This window comes from Bacillus sp. A260, assembly GCF_009861435.1.
Taxonomy (GTDB): Bacteria; Bacillota; Bacilli; order Bacillales; family Bacillaceae_G; genus Bacillus_A; species Bacillus_A cereus.
Window position 1 is genome coordinate 907,540 of the sequence record NZ_CP046398.1, and the last position, 23,748, is coordinate 931,287.

Sequence of the window (23,748 nt, forward strand, 5' to 3'; positions counted from 1 at the left end):
TCTATCAGTTGTTCTTAATATTTCAATTACCTTTCAAATAGGGGGCACATTACCGAAAGTGAAAAATTGTATGCTAAGGGTGTAAAAACCTATTATAGCAGGTTTTATAGACGTTATATTTACCTTTATAATAAAAGAGGACGTGGAGTAACTTGATTATTCTTAATCATTCGACAAGATACAACAATTTAAGATCATATTTTTTGCTATGATAAGTAAGAAATTTACATATCGTGTTATTGGGGGATAAAAAGAGATGTTGAAAAAATTTACTACATGTATTTTAGGTGGCGCTTTAGTATTCAATTTATCTGGTTGCGGCAATACATCCGACAAAACTTCTTCAGAATCTAAAGAAACCAATTCTAAACAAGAAGAAAAGAAAGTGCAAACAACTGATGAGGCGAAAACGAAAGAGAATACAAAGCAGAAAAATACAGAACAAACAAAAGAGAAATCAAAAATAAAAGAAAAAGAGTATGCTGTAAACAAGGATTTTCATACACCTAAATTTGATGTAACTGTAAAAAGAGTTGTAGAAAGAGATAAGGTTGGTAAAGAGAGTATAGGATTCCAAAAACCTGAAGATGGACATGTCTTTATTGTTGTAGAAGCAGAAGGGAAAAATATCACAAACGAACCGATGAAATTAGCCGTTTTACCATCAGTGGATTTAGTGGATGAAAATGATAATGCTTATCAAAGTGATGTGTTAGCAGCTAGTAGTTATGCGGTTGAAAAGGGTGAGACCTCTACTATTACTAAGGAATTAAAACCAGGGGAGGTAAAGAGACAAAATAAAGTTTACGTGATTAATAAAGAAAAATTTGATACAGGAAAGTGGTATGTAGTTGTTAACCATGAGTATAAGGAACAAATTAAATAGTGTTTATTTATGAAGAGGAGATGGCTCCTCTTTTTTTTTACAAGTTAACACAGAATTTCGTTATAATGTAGAAATTTAATGTTTTCGAAAAAAAGAATTGACTTCTATATTAGTTGTAACTAAAATGGTTACATAAAGATGTAATCAATTTAGTTACAATTAATATCTGCTAAAAATATGATTTATATATTTAATTAAGGATGGTGGTCCATACGTTGCCACCCGGTGTAGAAAGTTACTAACACATTCAAATCGATGCATATTCTAAGCCTTAGTATTTTCTGTTACGGGGCAATAAGGTGAAACGTTATCTTTTGTTAAAAACCTTGGTGGATCTTTCTTTGGAAATATTAGTTTTGGGGAAATATAGTAAGGTATCTAAAAAAGAACAAGGTATAAAAAGATGTACTTATATAAACCAAAAATTTAGTTGAGCTGGATAATAAAAAAAAGGTAGGAGATTTAAATGGAGACGAAACAAGATAACCTTATTTACGTATGGGATGCATATTGTGGATGGTGCTATGGTTTTTCAGAAAGTATTAAAGGATTTTACAAAAACTACACTGAAGTACCATTAACGGTTTTATGTGGAGGGTTATTTTTGGATAATTTACCAATGAAACACTTCTCATATATAGAAGAAGGAAATAAAAGAATTAATCAACTTACAGGTGCTGAATTTGGTCCTTCCTATCAAAAATTGGTGGAGGAAGGGACTTTTAAAATGAATTCGAAAGATGCTGCAATTGGTTTTTCAGCTTTACGCTCATTAGCGCCAGACCGTTTATTAGAATTCACTTCGGCTATGCAAAAAGCGTTTTATTATGAGGGCCAAAGTCTGAGTGATCCTGAAACATATCGCAAAATTGCAATCGAACATGGTTTGGACCCTGAACAAGTATTAGAACGTTTAAACGCTCAAGAAACAATAATAGATGTCCAAAATGATTTCAATAAAGTTCGACAGCTTGGTGTTAATAGCTATCCTTCCTTACTTTTACAAAAGGATAATCAAATTATTCCTATTGGTGGTGGCGTAATGACGCCGGATAAAATTGAAGCGCGTTTTAAAAATTTATATTAAGAAAATTTAGGATATAGTAGCAAACATGTTATCTTAGGGAACCTGACATTCATCCCCGGAATATTCGCCGGTACTATTACACTTTCAGATGAATGGGAGTGGGAGATTTTATCCCGCTTTAACGGGCAGTAAGACCCCCACCTCAAAATTCAGTGGAAGCAAAGAAGTTAGGTGGGGGATCAACTGTCCGTAAAAGTCCGATTGGTGTGGGCTAATAATCAGTGGGGGATGAACAAACCCCCCACTGATTAAAGTTTCACTTTATCGGAACAAGATAAAAATATGATAATTAGTTTATAACTTTAACAAAAGGAGAATAACATACTATGTTTAAAACAATCGATACAAATCAAAAAGATGTGAAATTAACGGTGTTTAGTTCGGACGAAAAAAGCTTTATGGTCACAGCAACATTAGTTGAGAAAGCAGGACATGCATTTTTAATAAACTCAAAATTTACTCAATCTGATTCGAAAGAAATTGTTGAGTATCTGAAAAAAAACAACTTATCTCTAGATAAAATCTTTATTATTCATGGGGATCCAGACTACTACTTTGGATTAGAGAGCATTAAAGCCGTTTACCCAGAAGCTATAGCGTATGCTACGGAGTCTACTGTTGAACATATCGTTCATTCTGTCTTAGGGAAATTAAAAGTTTGGAAAGACGCCCTTGGAGAAAATGCGCCAAGTAATGTGGTATTACCTCAAGTGTTTAAAGAAAAAGCGATTGATTTTCAGGGGTTAACATTTGAACTAGTAGGCTTAGATCATTACAGAACTAGCTTATTTAATAAAGAGCTGAAAGTATTAATTGGTGGTATTGATGTATTTAACGAAATACATGTATTCTTAGCGGATACTAGCTCAAAAGCGGCGATGGAGGCGTGGATTGAGAACTTGAAAGTGTTACAAGCATTACATGCTGACATAATTGTACCAAGCCATGGATCAATCGAAAAATCTCTAAATAATCAAGCACTTACTGCGACAATGGATTATCTAAGAACTGCGGTTCAAGCTTCTGAGGAAAGTGGAACTTCAAAAGATTTTGTGGCAAAACTTGAAGCAGCATATCCAGACTATGCAAATAAAGGTGTATTAGAATTAAGTGCAAAAGTTGTAACAAAAGAAATGCCTTGGGGTTAATGATATGAATAAATATCAAAAACTATTACATGAAACGTATGTGTTAACTGGCGAAGGGAAATTGGATGCGTTCAAAACATATTTAAGTGAAAATGTATCTTGGACAGAAGCTGCTGGGTTTCCATATGCAGGTACTTATATAGGTCCAGATGAAGTAGTGAAAAACGTACATGAACGTCTTGGCACAGAATGGGATGACTATAGCGCTAAAGATGAAATTTATGCTTTTAATAACAATACTGTTATCGTGTATGGAAAATATAGTGGGACATATAAAGCTACAGGGAAATCGTTCATAGCAGATTTTTGTCACCTTTATAAGTTTGATGAGAACGATAAGGTTAAGAAGTTTGTTCAAATTGTGGACAGTGCAACTGTTAATGAGGTATTAAGTTAGAATGAATCGTTTTTAATATGCCTTGTATAGGGGGAGGTTAGGATAAATGAAATTTCTAACATTACCCCTGACATTACATTTTGGGGAAGGTTTCTCCTTCTTCAAGCTTTTTATAGAAGAAAACTTATTTAAGTAGAAGAGGTAGGTATATATGAAATTAGAGAAAAGTTTAATCATAACAATTATTTCTGTATTTATTTTAGGAGTAGTTTCGACTTTGGTATATCAAGCTTCCGCTGGTAATAACAAAGGGAACTCAATTAAGAGCGAAAATGTCGCTTCTGCATCAAAAGAAGTAAAAGAAAATGAAAAGAATAAAAAGATGGTAGTTGATTTCTATAATGAAGTTTTTAACAAACATAATATCGATATTATCCCTAAATATGTTAGCGAAGATTATAAGCAACATAATCCTTTTGTTGCTGATGGACGAAAAGCCTTCATGGATTTCTTTAAGGAGGATTTTGTTAAAAATCCTAATTCCTCTGCAGAGATTAAACGTGTAGTAGCTGAAGGGGATACAGTTGCTCTTCATGTACATTCTCGTACTAATTCTCAAGATAAGGGAGTTGCTATAGTGGATATATTTCGTATCAAGGATGGAAAGATTGTCGAACACTGGGATGTAATTCAAGAGATTCCAAGTGAAGCAGCTAATGATAATACGATGTTTTAGATAGAAGATATATTTAATAATTGTTTAATTGATAGTGCTGTATATAATTTGGAAATTTAGATAATAAGTTATCAAATTTAGAAAATATTTTAAAATAGCATATTAAATGATGGCACAAATTAATACGAAATAGCTCTTTAATAAAAAATCCTACTCATTAAAAAATGAGTAGGATTTTTTATTAAAGAATAGTTCTAATTTTTTGATTCGGCACCATCTAAATTTGGAAACCATGAAAGTATAGGTACTCTATATCCACGTAAAGTAAAATCGTAATTTTTTCCTTCTTTTATGTTTGCTTGCAGATCCACTGAATGAAACTTCATCATAAGAAGGCTATCCTCATTAGAAATAACTTTTTCGGTTCCATTTTTTTGCTCAACCTAGTACAATCTCACCGATATAAAAAAGGACCACCATTACTGGCAGTCCTTTTTTGGTAGTTTTAGAAATTAAATTATAACATATTAATATACAAATTTTAAATATACTTTTCCAAAAGATACTATAAGTTTTTTATAATTCTTGATTTCTAAATTTTCATTACATGATGAATTTTCTAATAAGTATTAACAACTAACAATAAAATTATCAATCCAATAGATTATTAGAAAAAACTGGTTATCTACATAATCATTTGGTAAAATATAGATATAATTTAAGAGGGTAAAGTTAATATAGATCAACTAAGTAATGCTAAGAAAATGTTTTATTGCATAAAAAAAGGCTCCATTGCTGGAGCACTCAAAATAAACAAACGAATTAAAACAAGAAACAGACAATTTAACTATATAGATAAAACATAAATAAATCTATATATATGTAAAAATGCATATAAAAACTCTATTTATTGATGCTATAATAGGTTTACTCGATGATTGTTATATTTTTTTTATGGTTTTTAAGCAATAAATACCTTCTTAACACCAAGTGTACAAGTAAAAGAAGGCATCTTAAGCGATGTCTTCTTTTCTTATATAATAACAACACAATAAAATTAAGATGGTTCAAGTCGGAAAAAGGCACCTTTGGGTGTCTTTTCTTTGTCGAATTTGCCTAATAGGGGCAACACCACATTGCCACCAAGTTAAAAATTTTTTTCACCCAAAACAAAAAAAACGAGCTGAATTCACATAAATAACGATGGAAGAAAACAAAAACTTGGGATTAAAGAACTTGTGATGTGTGACTATATTGGCTGTTTTTATCCAGAAGGATATATTAATCCTGAGTATACATTTGTATTTAATCATGAGGATATCGAAGAAATTATATTTGTAGGTTTTATAGATGAGGAAGAAGAGGCATTTGTAGGATTGCTTAATTGAATAGAATCTAGAAACAGGTGATCTTCAAATTCCGATAAAACTAGCAGTCTCCACGCCGAACTTGGACAAATCCTAAGCAGGGAAAAAACGGACGCGAAAATGATGAAGAGATTACTATTTTTAAATCAGTTGGTTTGGCTGTAGTAGATATTATCGTTGCGAATTATTTGTATGAGAAAGTAGTGGAGTGCGGGATAGAATTGAGTTTTGAGGGACTGCCTTTTGGTGGTCTTTTTTGCATAAAATCTTGTAAAGTAAGAAAAAGTTGAATGTTAATATTCTAATATTCAATAGAAAGATAAAATGTTTTAAAGTTCAAAATAATACATTATAATATATTTAGTAAAATTAACCAATTTATATTTTGCTCATTATGTATTAAAGGGGAAATGAAAATGGCTGGACAAATTCGTATGTCACCAGAGGAGCTTAAATCGAAAGCGGCTCGATATGGACAAGGTGCAAATCAAATTGAGGACATTTTAAGTCAACTACAAAATTTACAAAATGAATTAAGAGGAGAATGGGAAGGTCGTGCTTTCGAAGGTTTTGATCAACAGTTCAATCAATTAAAGCCAAAAGTACAAAACTTTGCACAGTTATTACAAGAAATTAATATGCAGCTTAATAAAACTGCAGAGGCTGTTGCTTCTCATGATGAAGAATTATCACGTAATTTCGGTTTGAAATAAAAATTGTCATACTCTATATAACAAGCATTTCAAATGAGCCATACAGCTTATATTGTATGGCTCATTTGATTGCATGCCCAACTTAGCTGGACACACGTTTAAAAAGAGTGATATTGATAGGGAATTTTCATATATTTATTGGGATTTCTTTGGCATCTTCTGAAAATTAGAGAAAGGATTTGAGTGATGGGACAATTTCAAAGTAATTTTCAAACGGCACAACAAATTGCTACGCAGATGAGAACAGCTTCGAATATAATCCAAAGTGCAACAAATCGTTCTATAACAAAGGCGACGCGTACAACACTATCTGTTAATTCCAAAGCACAAGAAGCGAATCAACAAATGTTAGATTTTACGAAACAATTTTCCACTGCCTTTCAACAAGCGGTCGATAATATTCATTCAGTAGCCCAAGAGTTTGAGAGAATGGATAACGAACTTCACAACACTTTTCGCTAATGTGACAACCTACGTAAAGGTAAAATAGTAGGAGGAATATAATGAGTCAAGATATTGAAAAACAAATCAATCAAGTAAATCAAAAGTTAAGAAGTGTATTTGAAGAACAAGACCGAAATCAATCCGCGATTCACATTCAGGAGCAAGCGGAAGCAGATTTTTATGAATGGAGAGGTCGAAACCATCGTTTGTTTGATCGAATTTTAGGAACTTGGCATGGTGATAGAGAAATGTCTCAATTTTTTATGAATACATATCAAGAGGCACAACATATTGAACGAAAAGTCACATTTGAATTAGAAAACCAAAAAGAAACGTTGCTTAAAGAAAGACGAAACCTTAGTGATTTAGAAAACGACCTTTCCTATCAACAACAACAATTAGCGAGGGAGGTCAATGCATGAGCTTAAATATGTATTTAGGAGAAGTACAAGGCCAAACTCAAAGTATGAATGCTGTATGTAACGCTACTATTCAAGGTATGGAACAAGTCATTCAGTCAATTGATGCCTTTGCAATTGATACTGTTCTACAAGGACAAACTTATAGCAGTGCAAAATCATTTTTTGTACAAACCTTTCGTCCTTTAGCGCAAGGAATCATTTATCTGTGTGAAGAGTTAATTCGCCAGAACGATGCTTTTCCAAGTCAATTTCAATCACAAGTCGCTTCCACAGATGTAATTGAACAAGAAATATTAGAACAAATTCGGGAAATTGACCGAATGAAAACAAGTATGGAAGCTGTCAATCAAGCTATGCCAATGCCAGGTATGGACGCTATGGCGAATCTTTTTACTGTGATGAGGAAAAAACTGCAAGAAAAGCTGGATCATTTGTATCAATTCAATCAGACCTCTAGTAATAATTATAGTACAGCACTTCAATTAGCAGCTAGTATTGCTGCAGGTCTTGCGGAAGTTCAGAGTGGGAAAGGGTTTAGTCCTGCAAGTGGTACATTTAGTACGCAAGGGTTGAATATGGAATGGACAACTTCAATTCAGGCGATTACAGAAGAGAGGGCACGACAAGCTACCAATTCAATTGAAGAAGGTGAAATGTGTGGTAAGCTACCTGAAAAATCTACTGGTGAAAAAATTTGGGACGGTATTGTAGATGGTACGGGACAAGCAGTTAGCGATACAATAGACGGAATAAAAGCTTTAGGAGATTGGGAAACGTGGGAAAACATGGGGAACGCTGCTTTGCATCCTATTGATACCCTCAGTACGATGTATAATGTATTGTCAGATTCATTTATTAATGATGTAATAAATGGAGATGCTGAAAGTCGTGCTAAATGGGGAAGTTATGCCTTAACACAAGTTGGATTAGGACTTATTGGTGATAAAGGATTAAGTAAAGCAAGTAAATTAGGTCAAGCAGGTAAAGTGACCAAACTAGCAAAAAATAAGATTCCGCAAGCTGTTTCACATATTACAAGTAATTTACAAATGGGAGATCGCTTTGCTTTTGCAGGTATGGGTACATTCAAAAATGAATTGCCTAAAGTTGAAGATTTGTTTGTATATGCAAGTAGAGAAAAAAGTAAAGGATTAAATGATAATATAAATCAAGCCTTTGAAGTTAAGAAGATTGAGGGGAAAAATTCTCATGAATCTAGGGGAGCTAGTTTAAAAGAAATTAAAAGACAATTAAATATACCTAGATTTCAACACCCGATTAGTCAAAAAATGGTACCATTAACAGATAGTAATGGTAAAAGGATATTAAATGATAATAAACAGCCTATTATGACTCGAGAATTAACATATGAAGTAAAAGGTCAAAAAATTATAATTCAAGATCATTCAGAGGGTCATAAGTTTGGAGAAGGTGGAATTGGAGATCAGCCACCGCATCATAATGTAAGACCTGAATACAATACACGAACAGGACAGGTAGATGGTATGGAGGATCATTATTATTTTGATAAGAGAAATAAAAAATAGGGAGTATAAAAATGATTGATCAATTTAAATTTTTAAATCCACAAGCGTTAATTAGTATTTTTGGGAAAATACCAAAGTTTGAAGAATCAGAGTTATTAGATGTGCGTCTTAAAAGAGATGGTCCTACTTTAGTTATTCAATTGATGACAAAGGAAAATGTTGAAAACAAGCCAAAACGATGGAATAAGTGGGATGTAATTTATGTAGAGATATCTTTCTTTACTATTCATAATTTAACAATAAAAGGTTTAGGGACAGAAAATATAATTGATTATTTTGAAATAAATACGATAGAAGAAGAAGGTTTATTAAAAATTAAGTGTAAGAATCAAATGTTAGTTGAGTGCTCGTTTGAATGGGCAAAGGTAGAAGGAGTAACCCCAGGCTTAATAGGATTACCGTAATTTTGATGGGAAGTAGATAGTTAATTTTTATAGTATTCATATTTTAATATTTTTGGATTAAATAAGGAATGTATCAAGGACATTATCTTTTTCTTCTTTATTGATACCAATGTATTTAAGTGTAATTTGTGGTTTGCTGTGATTGAGTATGTCTTGCAACATGGCTACATCTTTAGTTTGTTTATAGAACCAATAGCCGAAGGTTTTGCACATGGTGTGAGTCCCAATAGATTCGATCCCAGCAAAATCTTTGGCTTTTTGAAATTTTTGATAAGCCTAGATTTTATTAATGGGTTGATCTTCTTTTCGAGAAGGGAATAATATTTCACAGAAGGTGTAAAATGGGATGTTGATTTAGATGGTGATGGTGAAGATAATAGTATTAAGGATAGGGTGAAAACGGGTTCGAAAAAAGCTTGGTCAACAGTAGCGGGGTGGTTTAATTAACATGAAAAAAAATACAGATTTTAATAAAAAAGTTTTTGAATATTATATGGCTCTTTATGCTGTAAATGATATAAGATCGACTATAATTACTCTTGTGATTGGGATAGCAGATATATTTGTGCTTTTACCTGCTTTTGCGAATCCTGTTCAACCGATATATATGTACATAATAGTTCCACCAGTTGCTTTTTTAAATGTATGGGCAATATGGATTGTTATAAATCCTAGGAAGCGGCAATTACAATACACTCTATTTCGTGGGGTATTTGGCATCGTATGTTCAGTAGGATTATTAGTTATAACCCAAAAGTTTGCATATGGAATGTTAGGATTACAAACTCCCATCTATTTTGTTTTTTCAGTGGGTTTGTATATTTTTGCTTTGAATTATTATTATAAAAATCATATTAAAAAACTTCAGGGACCAATCAAAAAATCAAAGTCATCGAAAAAAAAATCCTGGCTTTGGAGTATTGGCTTTTGTAGGATTGGGTCAACTCATTGCTAATATCAGTCTTGGTTTTGCAACACAAAAGATGGTAGCAATTGTATTAATGTGTGTATACTCCATGCTTTCGTTTATTTTGTTTCATTTCATTATGGAATTCCATAGGTACTATTATTTAAGGAAGCATATAGAAGATGGGGGTAGAACACATGAAACCTTTTAAAGAGGTTTATTGAATTTAAGTATTGTGATTTATGGAAGGAAACAAAAACCTATAGTTAAAGAACCTGTGATGTATGAATATATTGGCTGTTTTTATCCAGAAGGAGGAATGCTGATATGCAAGCATTTAAAGTTGGAAAATTAGTCACATTCGTTGCAATTATAATACTTCTTGCAGTTGCTATTTTATCTCCTTACAACTTATTTAAAAAGATTTATTTTATTATTGGTGTTCTTATTATTGGCGCAATTTCACTTGGTACAAATAAATTCTTTGAACTGATACACAGTAAATTTAATAAGAAATGATATTACTTATGTGATAAAGAAATTCCCCTCTAAATCCTTAATGATTTAGAGGGGAATTTCTACAATATGATTTTACTGGATTACGTGGAACTAAATTAGTCCATCACCATATTGGTGGTGGTCAAGCTGTTGGTGTTCCGCTGCCACTACATCCTGGTTTTGGAGGGATTCATAACGCAGAAAAATCGATTGGAGCATGGGGGAAAAGATGCAGGGGTTGAACCACCCCCATATTCTAATGCAGCACATCACCTAACACCTTGGAATGATAAAAGAGCTATTGAAGCACAAGAATTATTAAAAGAATTTGGAATACACCATGATTCTGCTGCTAATGGAGTATTTTTACCGTATAAAGTAAATGAATATGTGACTTCTGAAGTGTTACATATAGGTAACCATGGTACGGATTATATGAAAGAGGTAACTAAGGTACTAAAAGAAGTTAAAGAATATGGTGGTACTCAAGCAGACGCTGTTGCAGTTTTACATGACATAAGAATACGTTTATTAGATGGCAGCTTAAAATTAAATAGCCCGAAATAATTTATGAATAGATTAAATATAAGGGAGAAGGAAAATGAAAATTTGGGAATTGAAGAGCTCATCTAATAACTATGAGTCTTTCCAACTATTAAATTATAAAAAGGATAAGAAATATTTTGAAGGAAAATTCAACTCCACTACAATTTTACTAGATTCATGGGGAGAAATATTTATAAAATGTATAGTTAGTTAAAAGTCTTTGACCAAGAGAAATAGTATGTTTTATTTTTATGATTTTCTCCCAAAAATATATGTTCATAAAACAAGTATAAGAGTATTTTAAAAAGTGTATATCATATAGATGTAAAGTGCAAAATAGTAACTTAAATTAAATACGGCAAGCATAACGCGTTGGTAAGTTTTACTGGCTCCAGCTGAAAATAAAACGCCTATAAGTGGTGCAAATAAACCAATTTTCCAAAAGATATTCGCTGATCCACCTATTTCTAATGTATGTTCATTTACTATAGTTAAAAGAGCATAAGGTACACATATTAAAGATAATATAGCCCATTTGTTCAAAGTGCCACCTCTTTTCGATGTTTTAATAGAAATAATATGAAAAGATTTTTATGATTTTGGAGGTGTATCCTACATATTTGGAATTAGGCTATAGTAAGTTATTATTTGTACTATTAATATATCCACCTATTGTTCCAGTTTCGAAATCATATTCCAATGTTTTCGTTTCATATTCAAATTTCATTACTATTACAACTTTAGTATTATCTTTCCATGAAATTTCATAGAGGTCTGAACTATTAATTATATTAAAATTAGCTACCCTTACTTTTGTTTTCTCTACAAGTTTGTTTTTTTCTTTAAAGTACATTTTTATGTATTTATCATCGGAGAGATGTCCATAAGAAATTCCCGTAATTTCTATTTGATTTGCTTGGTTGGATGACGTATTTTTTACAAGAGGTTTTTCGTTTTCTTGAAAAAACAGCCAATAAATAGGGTATAGAATAAGTATAAAAATGATACTCATACCTAGTAAAAATTTTAATATGCAACCACCAAAATCATGGTCTGCTATTTTATCATTACTTAGTCATTGGCTCATATTAGTTTCACCACTCAACTTTAGTATAATTAGATAGAAAACTTCTAAATGATTTAAATTATCACCTTGTTTAACTTTTTACTAAGAATAGAACGTTAACTACATTTATAAATTATTATCTTCATTTTGGAAATGATTTTTATGTTTCAATTGGTTTAATTTACCACGAAGTGAAACGAACCGCTAGTGTTTTCGAATGATAGCTTTACTTACTATATGTAGAAATATGTGTAAATGGTAGACAGGCTTCAAGTTTTAGTGTAAAAAAATGGCTCAAGTATTATACCGCATTTCAAGGCTTGAAATGAGAGAATACTTGAACTTGGTGTATCTTATAAAGTAGGTATATATTTTTCTTAAGTTGATAGACATGAGATGTTACCCCTATAATCTTCTTTTTTCGTTTCATAATGATTTATTACAAATAATACATGTCATAATCAAAAAAGAAGAGAAGTAGATTTGGATATCTTTTTTGTTATAAAGTTTAAAAACCTCTACATATAAGTAGAGGTTTTTAAATTGCATATTAGTGAATTATGCTTTTTCAAATAAACGAAGATACTAGAATACATAATTTTAACTAGACTTATTATTAACTAATTTATCCCCACCACCAAGCTCCGCCTCAATCTGCGAAGTCTTCGATGACTCATCCATACGCCAATACGTAATAAAGCTGATTGCGATACATCCAGCTACGTAGAAGTAGAATAGTGATTCCATTCCGATGCTCTTTAGCCATAAAGCGATGAACTCTGCAGTTCCGCCGAATATCGCAACTGTTAGAGCATATGGTAAACCTACGCCGAGTGCGCGAATTTCAGTTGGGAAGAGTTCTGCTTTTACAATTGCATTAATTGATGTGTAACCAGTAACGATAATGAGACCGACCATCATGAGTAAAAATGCTACGATTGGTTCTGTCGTTTTTTCCATGAAGAAGAAGATCGGTGCTGTTAGTAATGTTCCGAGAATACCGAATGCCATTAATAGTGGGCGGCGTCCAATTTTATCGGATAGTAGCCCTGCAATTGGTTGAAGTACGACGAATATAAGTAGTGCGACAAAGTTAATCCAGCTTACAACTTCTTTCGGAAGGCCGACTGTGTTTACCATGAACTTTTGTAAATATGTTGTGTACGTATAAAATGCAACAGTGCCTCCTAATGTTAGGCCGACTACTGTTAATACTGCTTTCGGATGTTTCATAAGAGCGCGAATGGTTCCTGCGCTTTCACGTTTTTGTGATTTTATGTTTGAGAACTGCTCCGACTCATCCATCGTGCGGCGAAGCCATAATACAGCTACTGCGCCCATCGCTCCAATAATGAATGGAATACGCCATCCCCAAGCTTTCATATCTGGTTCGCTTAGTAATTGCTGAAGAACAATTTGAACACCTAACGCAACCATCTGTCCAGCAACGAGCGTTACATATTGGAAACTTGAATAAAAACCACGGCGTCCACTACTAGCCATTTCAGATAAATACGTTGCGGAAGTTCCATACTCTCCGCCGAGTGATAATCCTTGCAGTAAACGAGCAAGAACTAAAATAATTGGTGCCATAATCCCAATGCTTTCGTAACTAGGTGTACAGGCGATAATTAAAGAACCACCGGCCATAACTGTAATGGAAAGCGTTAATGCTGCCCGGCGTCCGTGCCGATCTGCATAACGTCCCATTAATAAACTTCCGATAGGGCGCATTAAAAATCCAACTGCGAAAATAGCCGCTGTGTTCAGTAACTGACTCGTTGGATCTCCTTTAGGAAAGAACTCTGCTGAAAAATAAACAGCGAAAGCAGAGTAAACGTACCAGTCGTACCATTCAATTAAATTACCGACTGAACCTTTGAAAATATTGCCGGCGACTCGGTTTGATTTTACTTGAGCCATACTAATTCCTCCTCTTGCTTAGTAATAAAATGATAATTATGAAAGCGTGTTCATTGTAAAAGAATTGTACTGTTCTTTAAATGGAATCTCAATATTATGACAATTTTATTCTTTTTGTACTTTATGAACATGGATATTTTTAATAGTTGCTTCATTTTCAGTTTTGTCATAATAATAGAAAAAGGAGATTGATAGTTTTGAATATTTTATCAAAGGGTATGGGGTATGAAAAAATCACGCAAAGTGTCATTACAAACGAAAATAGTAAGCTTAATTATTGCGTTAATTTTATTTATCGTTCTCCTATTAGCGGGGATCTTTGTTTACATTCAGTCCGTTGATACGAAGCGACAAGTGGAACAGTTAGCACTGCAAACAGCGAAGTCGCTTTCTTTTATGCCCGCTATAAAAGAAGCTTTTCAAAATAACGAGCATAAAAGTACGATTCAATCCATTGCGGAACAAGTTCGCGAGCAATCTGGTGCCGATTATGTCATTATAGAAGATCGCTATGGGGTTATGTATTCACATTCTAATTCGGAGTTGATTGGAACAAAGAGTAACAACCCGTATAACTATGAGGCACTTACTTTTGGTGGTTATTATACACTCGAAGGAAATGGTACAAGTGGTCCAGCTTTAATGGCGAAGGCACCTATTATTGTTCATAACGGAGACTACGATCAAGTAGTAGGCGTTGTGACAGTAGAGTTTTCAATAAAAGGTATTGAATCTAACATACTGAGCAGAACGAAAGAAATTATACTCTTTTCCTTAGCTGTATTACTAGCTGGAATTGTTGGTGGCATTCTTTTAGCGCGTAGCATTCGTAAAGATACACTCGGTTTAGAGCCGAATGAAATCGCAGCGTTATACCGGGAGCGAAGCGCAATACTACTATCTATAAAAGAAGGAATTATCGCCATTGATCAAAACGGTTTTATTACGATGATGAACACCTCGGCCGAAGAAATGCTTCATGTAAATGATGATTATATGCAGCAGCACATTTCAAAAGTTTTACCGAATTTTAATGTGGAAAGAGTGCTAGAAAACGATCAAGAAATTGCGTTTCAAGATAAAGTGTTTATTTTAAACATGACGCCGATACTCGAAAATAACAGTACGGTAGGTGTTGTATGTAGTTTTAGAGATAAAACAGAACTGCAAAATCTAGTGAACACAATATCAGAGGTAAGAAAGTATTCAGAGGACTTACGTGCTCAAACGCATGAATTTACAAATAAACTTTTCGTTTTATCAGGATTACTTCAGTTAGGGCATTACAAAGAAGCAATTGAATTTATCCAACAAGAATCTAATATTCATCAAAGCCAAAATCATATTTTATTCCATCAAATTCACGATGCGAAAGTACAAGCTATTTTATTAGGAAAACTCGCAACAGCGTCTGAAAAGAAAATCGATTTTCATATTGAAGGAGATAGCGCGCTTCATCCGTTACCAGACCATATAAAGGTTTCGCATCTTATTACGATTCTTGGAAACATAATCGACAATGCATTTGATGCGGTGAATGAACGAGAGGAAAAGAGTGTTTCCTTCTTTGTTACGGATATTGGACGCGATATTGTATTTGAAGTGATAGATAGCGGGATAGGGATACCGGCAGAAAAAATAACGACCATTTTTCAAAAAGGATTTTCAACGAAAGGAACTGATCGTGGTTACGGGCTAGCAAACATGAAAGAAATGGTAGATCTACTAGAAGGAACAATTGAAATTCAAAACGAGAAAAATGGGGGAGCTATTTTTACAATTTACCTTCCGAAAACATTGAGAGAAAGTACATGACAAACAGGGGGATGGACATATGTTGAAGGTTGCAATTGCAGAAGATGATTTCCGCGTCGCGCAAATTCAAGAGGAGTTTTTATTAAAAATAAAGGATGTAAAAGTAATCGGAAAAGCATTGAACGCGAAAGAAACGATGGAACTACTACAAAAGGAAGAAATCGATTTACTTCTATTAGATAATTACTTGCCAGATGGAATTGGAACAGACTTATTGCCACAAATTCATGCTGACTTTCCAAGTGTTGACGTCATTATGGTAACGGCGGCGAATGAAAACTATATGCTAGAAAAAGCAATTCGAAACGGCGTAAGCAATTACCTTATAAAACCAGTCACGTTAGAAAAATTTGTTCGCACAATTGAAGACTATAAAAGAAAGAAGCAACTATTACATAGTAACAATGAAGTAAATCAAGCACTCATCGATAATTTCTTCGGGACTTCGCAAACACAAGACATAAAAAACTTACCGACAGGTGTGGATCCGTTAACACTGCAAAAAGTGAAAGGCATTATAAAAGGATTCGAAGAGGGCATTACAATAGAAGAAATGGGAGAACAAATGGGGGCCTCCAGAACAACCGCAAGAAGATACTTAGAATATTTAGTAGCGACAAATGAATGCACAGTAGAGTACACATACGGCATTATCGGGCGACCAGAACGAAAATACCGAATAGGACGAGGACTATGAAGAAACGATTATTACTATATATATGGATCATAACAGGAGTAATAGCTGGTTGTTCCTCGGATAAATCCCATACGAATAAAGTGAACATCGACAAAGTAGAAATCGTTGCGCCAAACGTTCAAGGAGCTGGATGGGACTTAACAGCACGGGCGATGCAAAAAACACTAACAGAAGAAAAAATCTTCACAAAACCAATCACAGTCACAAACAAAGTAGGCGGCAGCGGTGACGTCGGATGGAAATATACGAAACAAAAAGGCGGTCACGTACTGGCGATTAACTCAAGCTTACTCATAACGAACAACCTACTAGGCCACAGTAAACTAACATATAAAGACTTCACACCGCTCGCAACACTCGCATCGGACTGGGAAGTCGTTGTTGTATCAAAAGAATCAAACATAGAAAATGCAAATCAACTAATGGAACAACTAAAACAAGACAAGAAAAACTTCAAAATCGGCGTTGCCCCCGGCCTAGGAAACGACGATCACCTATCCTTCGTACAAGTAAGCAAAGCCTTCGGCATAAACCCAGCCGAACTACAATTCTTCGTCTACGAAAACAAAGAAAAAATCATAAACGCCCTAACGAACAAACAAATAAGCGCCGCAACCATGACCCTATCCGAAGCCGAAAAACAATACAAAGCCGGCAAAATAAAAATACTAGCCGTATCCGCACCAAAACGACTAGACCGACTACCAGAAATCCCAACATGGAAAGAACAAGGAATCAACGTCATCTTCCAGCACTGGAAAGGCATTATGGGCCCGAAAGATATGACGGAAGAAGAGGTTGCTTATTGGGATGGTGTGATTAAGAAGATGGTGGAGAGTGATAGTTGGAAGGGGATTTTGAGGGAAAGAGGGTGGAATTCTTATTATAAGGATAGTGGGGAGAGTAGGGGGTTTTTGGAGGAGAGTTATGAGTGGTATGGTGGAATGGTTGGTGGAGCTAAAGTTGATAAGTAATTTTAGGGACCTCTACTGATGAAATATTGATATCATTTTTAGTATATTTATTTAGAATTTTAAATAGAGAGTATTTAGTTCAATAAGTTTTTATATAGATTTTTCCTCTTATGATAATAATCAATTATCATGGTTTTATAGTTTAAGATAGAAAGGGAAATCTAAAGAGGAGTATAATTGAACTGAATGTTAAAACATTAAAGGTGTAGGACGGGGGAATTATGATGATACATACTTTAGTAAGGGGACAAAAGATAGACGTCACAAAGAATCATCCAGAGATGAAAGGATTACTGGTAGATTTAACTTGGGATGCCCCGATAAATATGGATGTAGATGCATCAGCTTTTTTAGTAGGTTTTAATGGGAAAATTACTAAAGAAGAGGATTTCGTTTTCTATGGACAACCTTATTCTAGTTGTCGATCTGTTCAATTAGATCAAAATATCACAAATGGAAGTAAACAAAGATTTTCAATAGATTTTACTCATATAAAAGATGACGTACAAAAGATTGTATTTTCGATTACAATTCATAATGCCGAAGAGAAGAAACAGGCGCTACGAGATGTTACACATATTCAATTGAAAATAAGCAACGCACAATCAGGATTAGAAATTATTCATTTTCCTATCACACATCCATTTACAGATGAAAGTGCCATTATTGTTGGAGAGCTGTATCGGCATGGGGGAGGATGGAAGTTCAATCCTATTGGAGCTGGCTATTTTGGTGGGTTAGCTGCATTGTGTAAAAATTTTGGGATAGAAATCGCAGATGATGAAAAACAAACTGCTCCCCCTGTAGAGAAGAAAATAGTTCCTACTCCGCCTCCAGTACAAAAAACTATTAATGTAGTGAAGGTTGAATTGAAGAAAAAACAATCTATAAATATACAAAAATCTAAAATGGTAACGGCTACTTTAGAATGGGAAACAAATAAAGATTTAGACTTATACTGTTTTTACGTAACAACTAATGGAGAAATAGGAAAGGTGTATTATAAAAATCTAGGTTCGTCTAAAGTCTCTCCGTATATTGTGTTAGATGGTGATTCGCAAGAGCCAGGAAAAGAAACAATTCGTATTTACCGACCAGAAGCTTTAAAATATGTTTTATTTGCTGCGTATAGTGCTGTCGGAAATGGAATAGGTAGTTTCTATTCTATGAGGGCTAAAGCTGTTGTCGATAATCATATGGGAAGCGTTGTAACAGCACCGTTATTAGAAATAAATGACCATGCTTATTGGGTGTGTATTGCTCATATTGATTTTACCAATTCAAATGAGATGAAAATTTCACATGTAGAAAGCTACTCAAAAGACCATTCAGAGGCTTCACCACTATTGTATGAGAACGGGAAATTCCGAATGGATGTAGGGCCAATTGAATTTAAAAATGAAGAGGATTATCAGAAGTATTTTAAGTGAAAATGAAGAAACAACTGATTTCGCATAGATGGAATTATTGTTAAATATTGTATATAACGTGTATTAATTTTAACGATATATATTAAATGGATTATATCTAGGTAAGTTTTTATATACTATCTAGATATAATCCATTTTTGTTAATAAGAAAGATAATTATTTATTCGTTTTGTTAATGATTTGGGCGATATAAGAGTTATTTAACCAATAACATTGCTTTGTAATATGCTGACCATCAGGTAAAGCTACTTTATCGGCACCGTTGCGGGCTTTTGGTCTAATGTGCGCGACACCGTTGAAGTTTATTTTTGGTAGGTTATTTGCTTCGACGACTTTGTCACCGCGTTTTTTATATTCAATTTGAATACCCTCATGTATTACTTTATTAACTTCTTCCCATAGTTCACGTATTTCTTTTTCTATTGTAGGAGCAGGCATGTTCCAAAGTTTAATACCTTTAAAGTAGAGTTTACGATTTGGATTTTCTTTTTTTGTTTGGTTAAATTCAAAAATTACGAATAAAAACTTGGTTTGATAGAAGCGTTCTCTAATTTCGCTTTCTTCCCATGATTCGTTTGTCCATTGATGAAAATCGATTGTTTCAAATGACATGCTTTGTTCGGGTTTACCGTTAGGCTCTAAACGAACTGTTTTAAATTCTATATTAGCTTTCGCAAATTCTTCAATTTTATCGAGTCGAGTTCCTTTGATACCAAGTAAAGAGCTTACTAATAGTGGAACAAAGCTTTTGGTTGTAGGTTTGTAATCAATAGATAATTTTTGAGCGATTTCTTGATCAGTTAAGCCTATGTAATTTTCAAATTTTGAATAAAGGATTTCTTCTAAAGATTTTCCTTTTAGTTCATTTGTTGTTGTAAAACTTACTAGTTCTTCGTTTAGGTGATACCTGCGAACTAGTGCTGTCATGTAAGAAGGCTTTAACGAAAAAGCTCTTTGCATTGCTGGAATTTCAGAATACGGTTGTGAGCGAAGTGAGTTTTTATTGGAACCCTTAGTGCAAGCTCCTAAATAGTTTGTATCACCTTCAGATAATTCATGTGCTTTGCCGGCACGAATTTTATTTACGATGGTTTCCCAGTCTTGTCTAATTATTTCTAAATCAGCTTCGGGATAGGTGAATAAAAGGCTTTTTGTAATGTGAAAATCTTTACGGTCTACACCAGGTACCCATTCATAGAACATTAATAGTAGTTTTTCGTTTTTCTTCCAAAAGCTTGATGTTTCAAAGTGTGTATGAACTTCTTCCATATAGTTGATAATATTTAAGACTAGCCGCTCTTTGGCAGATAGTGAACCGTTTTTATTTTGTTTAAATGCAGTTACTTTAAGTTCAACACCAAGGTGTTGAAAGTCAGCTTCTGCGTTTGAATTGACTTCATATCCAAAAAAGCTTTCCTCGATTACTTGCCCTAGTCCACCTTTTGATTTAGCATTTGCAAGTCGGTCAGTTGTATCGATTTCACCAAATGTTTTTCCTTCAGCTTCATGTGCTTTTTTCATTAGTTCTTCTATTGTAGTATAGTCCATAATAAACTCCTTTCTGTATCCAGTGCTGCGTTGTATGATTTTAAACAATACATATTAAATCTATGCTATAATAAAAAGCTGTTTCAATTTTATACAAGTAAAATTTATAAGAAGGAAAAGTCAGTTTGTTCTATTAAAGAACAGTTATATTGGATCTATTCAAGGCGATTTGTTTCGTTTATACTATTGATATAGTAACGAATTATTTTCTTAACGGTTACAAGTCAAAAAACGAACTGTAAAAAATATGATTCCTAAAATGTTATAGTTGATCTTTTCCTCACTTTTTATTATAATGAAGCATAGATAAATAAAATACCGAAAGGATGTTCGTGTATTTATGGTGAAAGTAGTAGAACTTTTCGCGGGAGTAGGAGGTTTTAGATTAGGACTAGAAGCAAACGAAAACTTTGAAGTTCTTTGGGGAAACCAGTGGGAGCCCTCAACTAAAGCACAACATGCATTTAATTGTTATGCAACTCGCTTTGAAAATAAAGGAATACATGTAAATAGAGATATAGCAGAAGCTTGGCCGGAAATACCTGAGCATGATTTATTAGTAGGTGGATTCCCTTGTCAAGACTATTCTGTAGCACGTACTTTATCAAATGAAAAAGGAATACAAGGAAAAAAAGGTGTTCTTTTTTGGGAGATAATGAACATAGTTAATTCTCGCAAGCCAAGATTTGTTTTGTTAGAGAATGTAGATAGATTATTGAAATCACCAGCAAAACAAAGAGGTCGTGATTTTTCTATTATGCTGGCGAGCTTTAGAGACGCAGGATATGTAGTGGAATGGAGAGTTATTAACGCTGCGGATTATGGAAATTCTCAAAGAAGACGAAGAGTATTTATTTTTGCGTATTTAAAAGAATCTCATTTCACATCTGTTCAAAGTAAAATGAACCCTTTAGAGATATTGTGTGAAAATGGATTCTTCGCTCCAATTTTTAATGTGCATGAAGCACCTGAAGAAAACAAAAAAAGAGGGCAATTTGAGTTGCCAGTCGATATTATTGAGGTTTCTGATACATTTAAAGCTGAATATTATAATTCTGGCGTAATGATGGATGGACAAGTATATACGGAAGAATTAGTTCCAGTAACTGAAAATCCAGAGACTTTAGGTGAAGTTGTTCAAAAGGTATATGATAAATTTGGCCCTGCAGATGAATCGTATTATTTGAAAACGGATAAGGTTAACAAAAAGGGAAGAACGGAATTTGAGGAACTTAAGTATCTTAAAGGTCCTAAAAAAGAAGAAAGAGTATCAAAGGCGACAGGTCATAAATATTTCTACTCTGAGGGAGGAATGGCTTTCCCTGATGATTTAGATAAGCCTGGGCGTACAATGTTAACAAGTGAAGGAACATGTAATAGAAGTTCACATGTCATTGAGGATCCTTATACAAAAAGACTAAGATATTTAACACCAGTTGAATGTGAATTGTTAAATGGTTTCCCGATGGACTGGACAAATACAGGTATGCCACAAAGAAACAGGTACTTTTGTATGGGAAATGCTTTAGTGGTTGATTTGGTAGAGCGAATGGGTGAGCGAATTTTAGAAATTAACCAGGAAGAAGAAAAAATGAAAGACTTTGTGCAGTTGAGTTGGTTTTAAAAAATAGAGAAGGGACAGAGTGTATAAATTTACTCTGTTCCTTCTCTATTTATTGTTAAGAGTATAAATTAATTTTTAGGTATTTTATGAACCGATACATTTTGTGTAAGAATCACAATGGGTTTCTAAACTATGAATAAATATCTCGCTAGTTACCAATAATCCTAATTGTATTTTGTGGAAACTTGGAAAAGGAGCAGAATTACATGGAATAGTATAAATAAGGCTTATGTAGATTCATTCCTCTTTATGAAAATGGTACTATATAATTATATTTTCATAGGAGGTTTCAAATGAATTTTATAGTATACTCACATCGACATGGTCAAAATATACTTGAAACGAACCCAGAATTTACAAACACCTGGCTAGAAATTCAAAAAGCTCTTTCTAATATTACAGATGAAATGCTCTTACAAGTTCATAGACAAAAATATATTGGTTCAAACAAAAGTTTATCAAAGGCAATTAATCAATTAATTAAGGAACAATTGGCTACATTTGGATGGAAAAGTGAAAGTTATATTTTTAAGGATAAGAGATATAAAAATAAAGCATGGCGTTTAGACTTTGCTAAAGATATTATTTCTGTAGAAGTTGCTTTCAATCATAGTGGGACAATTGCATGGAATTTAATGAAACCAGTTATTGCAAGCGAATTAAATCATGTTGAAAAAGCTGTACAAACTAAAATAGGGATTATCATTTCTGCAACCAATGAATTAAGAGATTCGGGAGGATTTGACTCTGCAATTGGAACGTATGAAAAGTACATTGAGCACTTAATGCCTTTAAATACTCAATTGACGGTACCTTTGGTGATTGTAGGCTTGAAGAAGCCTGAAACATTTTTTATTGAAACATATAAAATCAGTAAAGATAAAACAAGAGGACGAATTAAATATTATGCTGATGCGGAATTACTAATTTAATTATGGTGAATTTGGGGTTAATTATATTTTATACTATGATATCAAGTGTGTAATGGCTAGACTTTTGGCATTTTGGTACATAAGTTCTTTGAAGTAATCTATTTCTTTTTCATCATATGTATGATTGTCATTATCCGAATTCCCAACCCTCTTCACAACCGAAGAAGAAAACTATATAAAAGAAGCAATGCAGCAGTTTAACCTCTAGTTAAACTGCTTTTCCTTTATAATAGAAGAAAAACCAAACGGAGGGAAACCCCCATGCCAACCTACAACAAACTAATCAGAAACAAAATCCCACAAATAATAAAATCCAACGGAAAAACACCCACAACAAGAATCTTACCCGAAGAAGAATACATAAAAGAAATCTGCAACAAAACACAAGAAGAACTAACCGAATACCTAGAAGCAGACACAAAAGAACATAAACTAGAAGAACTATCCGACCTACTAGAACTAATAAACGCCCTAGCCGAACACGAAGGCACAACACTAGAAGAAATCAACAACATCCGAAAAAAGAAAGCAGAAGAAAGAGGCGGTTTCTCAGATCGAGTATTTTTAATCGAAGTAACCGATAACTAGCCCCTCATAAGCCCCTTACAAGCCCCTACCAAGTAATAAATCACTAAGAAAAAACATAACAAAACAAAAACAACAACAAACACCGTAGTAGTAGTCAAAAAAAATTTAAAATAACACGCCAAAAACCCGACTAACCTCCCATATATATTATGAAGAGGTTTTTATTTTG

Annotated in this window: 23 protein-coding genes and 7 pseudogenes; 26 read left to right on the top strand and 4 right to left on the bottom strand. The window is 33.6% G+C overall.

Features of this window, described 5'->3' with window-relative positions; all coding sequences use genetic code 11:
- The first annotated feature begins 256 nt into the window (after positions 1 to 256).
- The 12 genes and pseudogenes from GD442_RS04635 to GD442_RS04690 all read left to right on the top strand — a co-directional run bounded on the left by GD442_RS04635 (position 257) and on the right by GD442_RS04690 (position 9,031).
- Positions 257 to 886, top strand: coding sequence for a hypothetical protein (locus tag GD442_RS04635; RefSeq protein ID WP_000913402.1), 630 nt, complete (start codon positions 257 to 259; stop codon positions 884 to 886).
- 466 nt (positions 887 to 1,352) lie between these two features.
- On the top strand, positions 1,353 to 1,973 hold the full coding sequence (locus GD442_RS04640; RefSeq protein WP_000448631.1) for a DsbA family protein: 621 nt from the start codon (positions 1,353 to 1,355) through the stop codon (positions 1,971 to 1,973).
- 326 nt (positions 1,974 to 2,299) lie between these two features.
- Entirely contained in the window at positions 2,300 to 3,121 is an 822-nt protein-coding gene (locus GD442_RS04645; RefSeq protein ID WP_000477272.1) for an MBL fold metallo-hydrolase, read from the top strand.
- Between the two features lie 4 nt (positions 3,122 to 3,125).
- A complete protein-coding gene (locus tag GD442_RS04650; protein ID WP_001046360.1) occupies positions 3,126 to 3,518 on the top strand; it encodes a nuclear transport factor 2 family protein in 393 nt (130 codons plus the stop codon).
- Between the two features lie 151 nt (positions 3,519 to 3,669).
- On the top strand, positions 3,670 to 4,194 hold the full coding sequence (locus tag GD442_RS04655; RefSeq protein WP_000764206.1) for a nuclear transport factor 2 family protein: 525 nt from the start codon (positions 3,670 to 3,672) through the stop codon (positions 4,192 to 4,194).
- Positions 4,195 to 5,339: 1,145 nt separating this feature from the next.
- Positions 5,340 to 5,522: pseudogene (locus tag GD442_RS04660) on the top strand (DUF4176 domain-containing protein); the annotation flags it as partial.
- Between the two features lie 116 nt (positions 5,523 to 5,638).
- Positions 5,639 to 5,791 carry an ornithine cyclodeaminase gene (locus tag GD442_RS28340; RefSeq protein WP_318346591.1) on the top strand — a complete coding sequence of 51 codons (153 nt, stop codon included), beginning with the start codon at positions 5,639 to 5,641 and terminating at the stop codon, positions 5,789 to 5,791.
- Positions 5,792 to 5,917: 126 nt separating this feature from the next.
- Entirely contained in the window at positions 5,918 to 6,214 is a 297-nt protein-coding gene (locus tag GD442_RS04670; protein ID WP_000918591.1) for a WXG100 family type VII secretion target, read from the top strand.
- A 186-nt stretch (positions 6,215 to 6,400) separates the two neighbouring features.
- The gene (locus GD442_RS04675) at positions 6,401 to 6,676 is read left to right on the top strand and encodes a TIGR04197 family type VII secretion effector (RefSeq protein ID WP_000529655.1); all 276 of its coding nucleotides are present in this window, start codon (positions 6,401 to 6,403) and stop codon (positions 6,674 to 6,676) included.
- Positions 6,677 to 6,717: 41 nt separating this feature from the next.
- Positions 6,718 to 7,080: a DUF3958 family protein gene (locus tag GD442_RS04680; protein WP_000076120.1), complete on the top strand. Its 363-nt coding sequence runs from the start codon at positions 6,718 to 6,720 to the stop codon at positions 7,078 to 7,080.
- Positions 7,077 to 8,627 (top strand): HNH/endonuclease VII fold putative polymorphic toxin, encoded by a 1,551-nt coding sequence (locus tag GD442_RS04685; protein WP_000056057.1) that lies wholly within the window; start codon positions 7,077 to 7,079, stop codon positions 8,625 to 8,627. Before GD442_RS04680 ends, GD442_RS04685 begins: the two co-directional genes overlap by 4 nt.
- Positions 8,628 to 8,638: 11 nt before the next feature.
- Complete coding sequence (locus GD442_RS04690; RefSeq protein WP_000566919.1) at positions 8,639 to 9,031, top strand: immunity 50 family protein; 393 nt, start codon at positions 8,639 to 8,641, stop codon at positions 9,029 to 9,031.
- Between the two features lie 57 nt (positions 9,032 to 9,088).
- Here the strand turns inward: GD442_RS04690 and GD442_RS28015 are convergent.
- Positions 9,089 to 9,352, bottom strand: a pseudogene (locus tag GD442_RS28015) (tyrosine-type recombinase/integrase); the annotation flags it as partial.
- Between the two features lie 127 nt (positions 9,353 to 9,479).
- On the opposite strand from GD442_RS28015, the pseudogene GD442_RS04695 reads away from it, so the two are divergent.
- The 6 genes and pseudogenes from GD442_RS04695 to GD442_RS28470 form a co-directional block, all read left to right on the top strand.
- Positions 9,480 to 10,149: pseudogene (locus tag GD442_RS04695) on the top strand (hypothetical protein).
- Between the two features lie 21 nt (positions 10,150 to 10,170).
- Positions 10,171 to 10,254 (top strand): annotated as a pseudogene (locus tag GD442_RS28020) (DUF4176 domain-containing protein); the annotation flags it as partial.
- Positions 10,255 to 10,265: 11 nt separating this feature from the next.
- Positions 10,266 to 10,457: a hypothetical protein gene (locus GD442_RS04705; protein ID WP_001147549.1), complete on the top strand. Its 192-nt coding sequence runs from the start codon at positions 10,266 to 10,268 to the stop codon at positions 10,455 to 10,457.
- A gap of 107 nt (positions 10,458 to 10,564) precedes the next feature.
- A pseudogene (locus GD442_RS28025) lies at positions 10,565 to 10,678 on the top strand (hypothetical protein); the annotation flags it as partial.
- The gene (locus tag GD442_RS04715; protein ID WP_000399812.1) at positions 10,647 to 11,003 is read left to right on the top strand and encodes an AHH domain-containing protein; all 357 of its coding nucleotides are present in this window, start codon (positions 10,647 to 10,649) and stop codon (positions 11,001 to 11,003) included. The pseudogene GD442_RS28025 and the gene GD442_RS04715, both read left to right, overlap by 32 nt.
- A 34-nt stretch (positions 11,004 to 11,037) precedes the next feature.
- Positions 11,038 to 11,187 (top strand): annotated as a pseudogene (locus tag GD442_RS28470) (imm11 family protein); the annotation flags it as partial.
- Positions 11,188 to 11,282: 95 nt separating this feature from the next.
- On the opposite strand, the gene GD442_RS04720 reads toward GD442_RS28470, so the two are convergent.
- Both GD442_RS04720 and GD442_RS04725 read right to left on the bottom strand, forming a co-directional pair.
- On the bottom strand, positions 11,283 to 11,525 hold the full coding sequence (locus GD442_RS04720; RefSeq protein WP_001045662.1) for a hypothetical protein: 243 nt from the start codon (positions 11,523 to 11,525) through the stop codon (positions 11,283 to 11,285).
- 1,123 nt (positions 11,526 to 12,648) lie between these two features.
- Positions 12,649 to 13,971 carry an MFS transporter gene (locus GD442_RS04725; protein WP_000079860.1) on the bottom strand — a complete coding sequence of 441 codons (1,323 nt, stop codon included), beginning with the start codon at positions 13,969 to 13,971 and terminating at the stop codon, positions 12,649 to 12,651.
- Between the two features lie 225 nt (positions 13,972 to 14,196).
- Between GD442_RS04725 and GD442_RS04730 the strand changes: the two genes are divergently transcribed.
- The 4 genes from GD442_RS04730 to GD442_RS04745 all read left to right on the top strand — a co-directional run bounded on the left by GD442_RS04730 (position 14,197) and on the right by GD442_RS04745 (position 18,887).
- Entirely contained in the window at positions 14,197 to 15,786 is a 1,590-nt protein-coding gene (locus GD442_RS04730; protein ID WP_000749610.1) for an ATP-binding protein, read from the top strand.
- A 19-nt stretch (positions 15,787 to 15,805) separates the two neighbouring features.
- Positions 15,806 to 16,483: a response regulator gene (locus GD442_RS04735; protein ID WP_000921518.1), complete on the top strand. Its 678-nt coding sequence runs from the start codon at positions 15,806 to 15,808 to the stop codon at positions 16,481 to 16,483.
- The gene (locus tag GD442_RS04740) at positions 16,480 to 17,457 is read left to right on the top strand and encodes a tripartite tricarboxylate transporter substrate binding protein (RefSeq protein ID WP_086408009.1); all 978 of its coding nucleotides are present in this window, start codon (positions 16,480 to 16,482) and stop codon (positions 17,455 to 17,457) included. The genes GD442_RS04735 and GD442_RS04740 overlap by 4 nt, the downstream gene beginning before the upstream one ends.
- Before the next feature lie 224 nt (positions 17,458 to 17,681).
- The gene (locus tag GD442_RS04745) at positions 17,682 to 18,887 is read left to right on the top strand and encodes a TerD family protein (protein ID WP_000582005.1); all 1,206 of its coding nucleotides are present in this window, start codon (positions 17,682 to 17,684) and stop codon (positions 18,885 to 18,887) included.
- 156 nt (positions 18,888 to 19,043) lie between these two features.
- On the opposite strand, the gene GD442_RS04750 is transcribed toward GD442_RS04745, so the two are convergent.
- A complete protein-coding gene (locus tag GD442_RS04750) occupies positions 19,044 to 20,435 on the bottom strand; it encodes a Sau3AI family type II restriction endonuclease (protein ID WP_000386746.1) in 1,392 nt (463 codons plus the stop codon).
- 340 nt (positions 20,436 to 20,775) lie between these two features.
- Between GD442_RS04750 and dcm the strand changes: the two genes are divergently transcribed.
- The 4 genes and pseudogenes from dcm (at position 20,776) to GD442_RS04770 (ending at position 23,579) form a co-directional block, all read left to right on the top strand.
- Positions 20,776 to 22,059 carry a DNA (cytosine-5-)-methyltransferase gene (gene dcm, locus GD442_RS04755; RefSeq protein WP_000241633.1) on the top strand — a complete coding sequence of 428 codons (1,284 nt, stop codon included), beginning with the start codon at positions 20,776 to 20,778 and terminating at the stop codon, positions 22,057 to 22,059.
- Between the two features lie 293 nt (positions 22,060 to 22,352).
- Positions 22,353 to 22,991 carry a BglII/BstYI family type II restriction endonuclease gene (locus tag GD442_RS04760; protein ID WP_001009462.1) on the top strand — a complete coding sequence of 213 codons (639 nt, stop codon included), beginning with the start codon at positions 22,353 to 22,355 and terminating at the stop codon, positions 22,989 to 22,991.
- A 124-nt stretch (positions 22,992 to 23,115) separates the two neighbouring features.
- A pseudogene (locus tag GD442_RS04765) lies at positions 23,116 to 23,199 on the top strand (MerR family transcriptional regulator); the annotation flags it as partial.
- A 53-nt stretch (positions 23,200 to 23,252) separates the two neighbouring features.
- Entirely contained in the window at positions 23,253 to 23,579 is a 327-nt protein-coding gene (locus tag GD442_RS04770; RefSeq protein ID WP_001143680.1) for a nucleoside triphosphate pyrophosphohydrolase, read from the top strand.
- Positions 23,580 to 23,748: the final 169 nt, after the last annotated feature.

Excerpts from the sequence above, each read along its gene's own strand:
- GD442_RS04635 (WP_000913402.1), top strand. The coding sequence starts at position 257 with ATGTTGAAAAAATTTACTACATGTATTTTAGGTGGCGCTTTAGTATTC.
- GD442_RS04640 (WP_000448631.1), top strand. The coding sequence starts at position 1,353 with ATGGAGACGAAACAAGATAACCTTATTTACGTATGGGATGCATATTGT.
- GD442_RS04645 (WP_000477272.1), top strand. The coding sequence starts at position 2,300 with ATGTTTAAAACAATCGATACAAATCAAAAAGATGTGAAATTAACGGTG.
- GD442_RS04650 (WP_001046360.1), top strand. The coding sequence starts at position 3,126 with ATGAATAAATATCAAAAACTATTACATGAAACGTATGTGTTAACTGGC.
- GD442_RS04655 (WP_000764206.1), top strand. The coding sequence starts at position 3,670 with ATGAAATTAGAGAAAAGTTTAATCATAACAATTATTTCTGTATTTATT.
- GD442_RS04670 (WP_000918591.1), top strand. The coding sequence starts at position 5,918 with ATGGCTGGACAAATTCGTATGTCACCAGAGGAGCTTAAATCGAAAGCG.
- GD442_RS04675 (WP_000529655.1), top strand. The coding sequence starts at position 6,401 with ATGGGACAATTTCAAAGTAATTTTCAAACGGCACAACAAATTGCTACG.
- GD442_RS04680 (WP_000076120.1), top strand. The coding sequence starts at position 6,718 with ATGAGTCAAGATATTGAAAAACAAATCAATCAAGTAAATCAAAAGTTA.
- GD442_RS04685 (WP_000056057.1), top strand. The coding sequence starts at position 7,077 with ATGAGCTTAAATATGTATTTAGGAGAAGTACAAGGCCAAACTCAAAGT.
- GD442_RS04690 (WP_000566919.1), top strand. The coding sequence starts at position 8,639 with ATGATTGATCAATTTAAATTTTTAAATCCACAAGCGTTAATTAGTATT.
- GD442_RS04705 (WP_001147549.1), top strand. The coding sequence starts at position 10,266 with ATGCAAGCATTTAAAGTTGGAAAATTAGTCACATTCGTTGCAATTATA.
- GD442_RS04725 (WP_000079860.1), bottom strand. The coding sequence starts at position 13,971 with ATGGCTCAAGTAAAATCAAACCGAGTCGCCGGCAATATTTTCAAAGGT.
- GD442_RS04730 (WP_000749610.1), top strand. The coding sequence starts at position 14,197 with ATGAAAAAATCACGCAAAGTGTCATTACAAACGAAAATAGTAAGCTTA.
- GD442_RS04735 (WP_000921518.1), top strand. The coding sequence starts at position 15,806 with ATGTTGAAGGTTGCAATTGCAGAAGATGATTTCCGCGTCGCGCAAATT.
- GD442_RS04740 (WP_086408009.1), top strand. The coding sequence starts at position 16,480 with ATGAAGAAACGATTATTACTATATATATGGATCATAACAGGAGTAATA.
- GD442_RS04745 (WP_000582005.1), top strand. The coding sequence starts at position 17,682 with ATGATACATACTTTAGTAAGGGGACAAAAGATAGACGTCACAAAGAAT.
- GD442_RS04750 (WP_000386746.1), bottom strand. The coding sequence starts at position 20,435 with ATGGACTATACTACAATAGAAGAACTAATGAAAAAAGCACATGAAGCT.
- dcm (WP_000241633.1), top strand. The coding sequence starts at position 20,776 with ATGGTGAAAGTAGTAGAACTTTTCGCGGGAGTAGGAGGTTTTAGATTA.
- GD442_RS04760 (WP_001009462.1), top strand. The coding sequence starts at position 22,353 with ATGAATTTTATAGTATACTCACATCGACATGGTCAAAATATACTTGAA.
- GD442_RS04770 (WP_001143680.1), top strand. The coding sequence starts at position 23,253 with ATGCCAACCTACAACAAACTAATCAGAAACAAAATCCCACAAATAATA.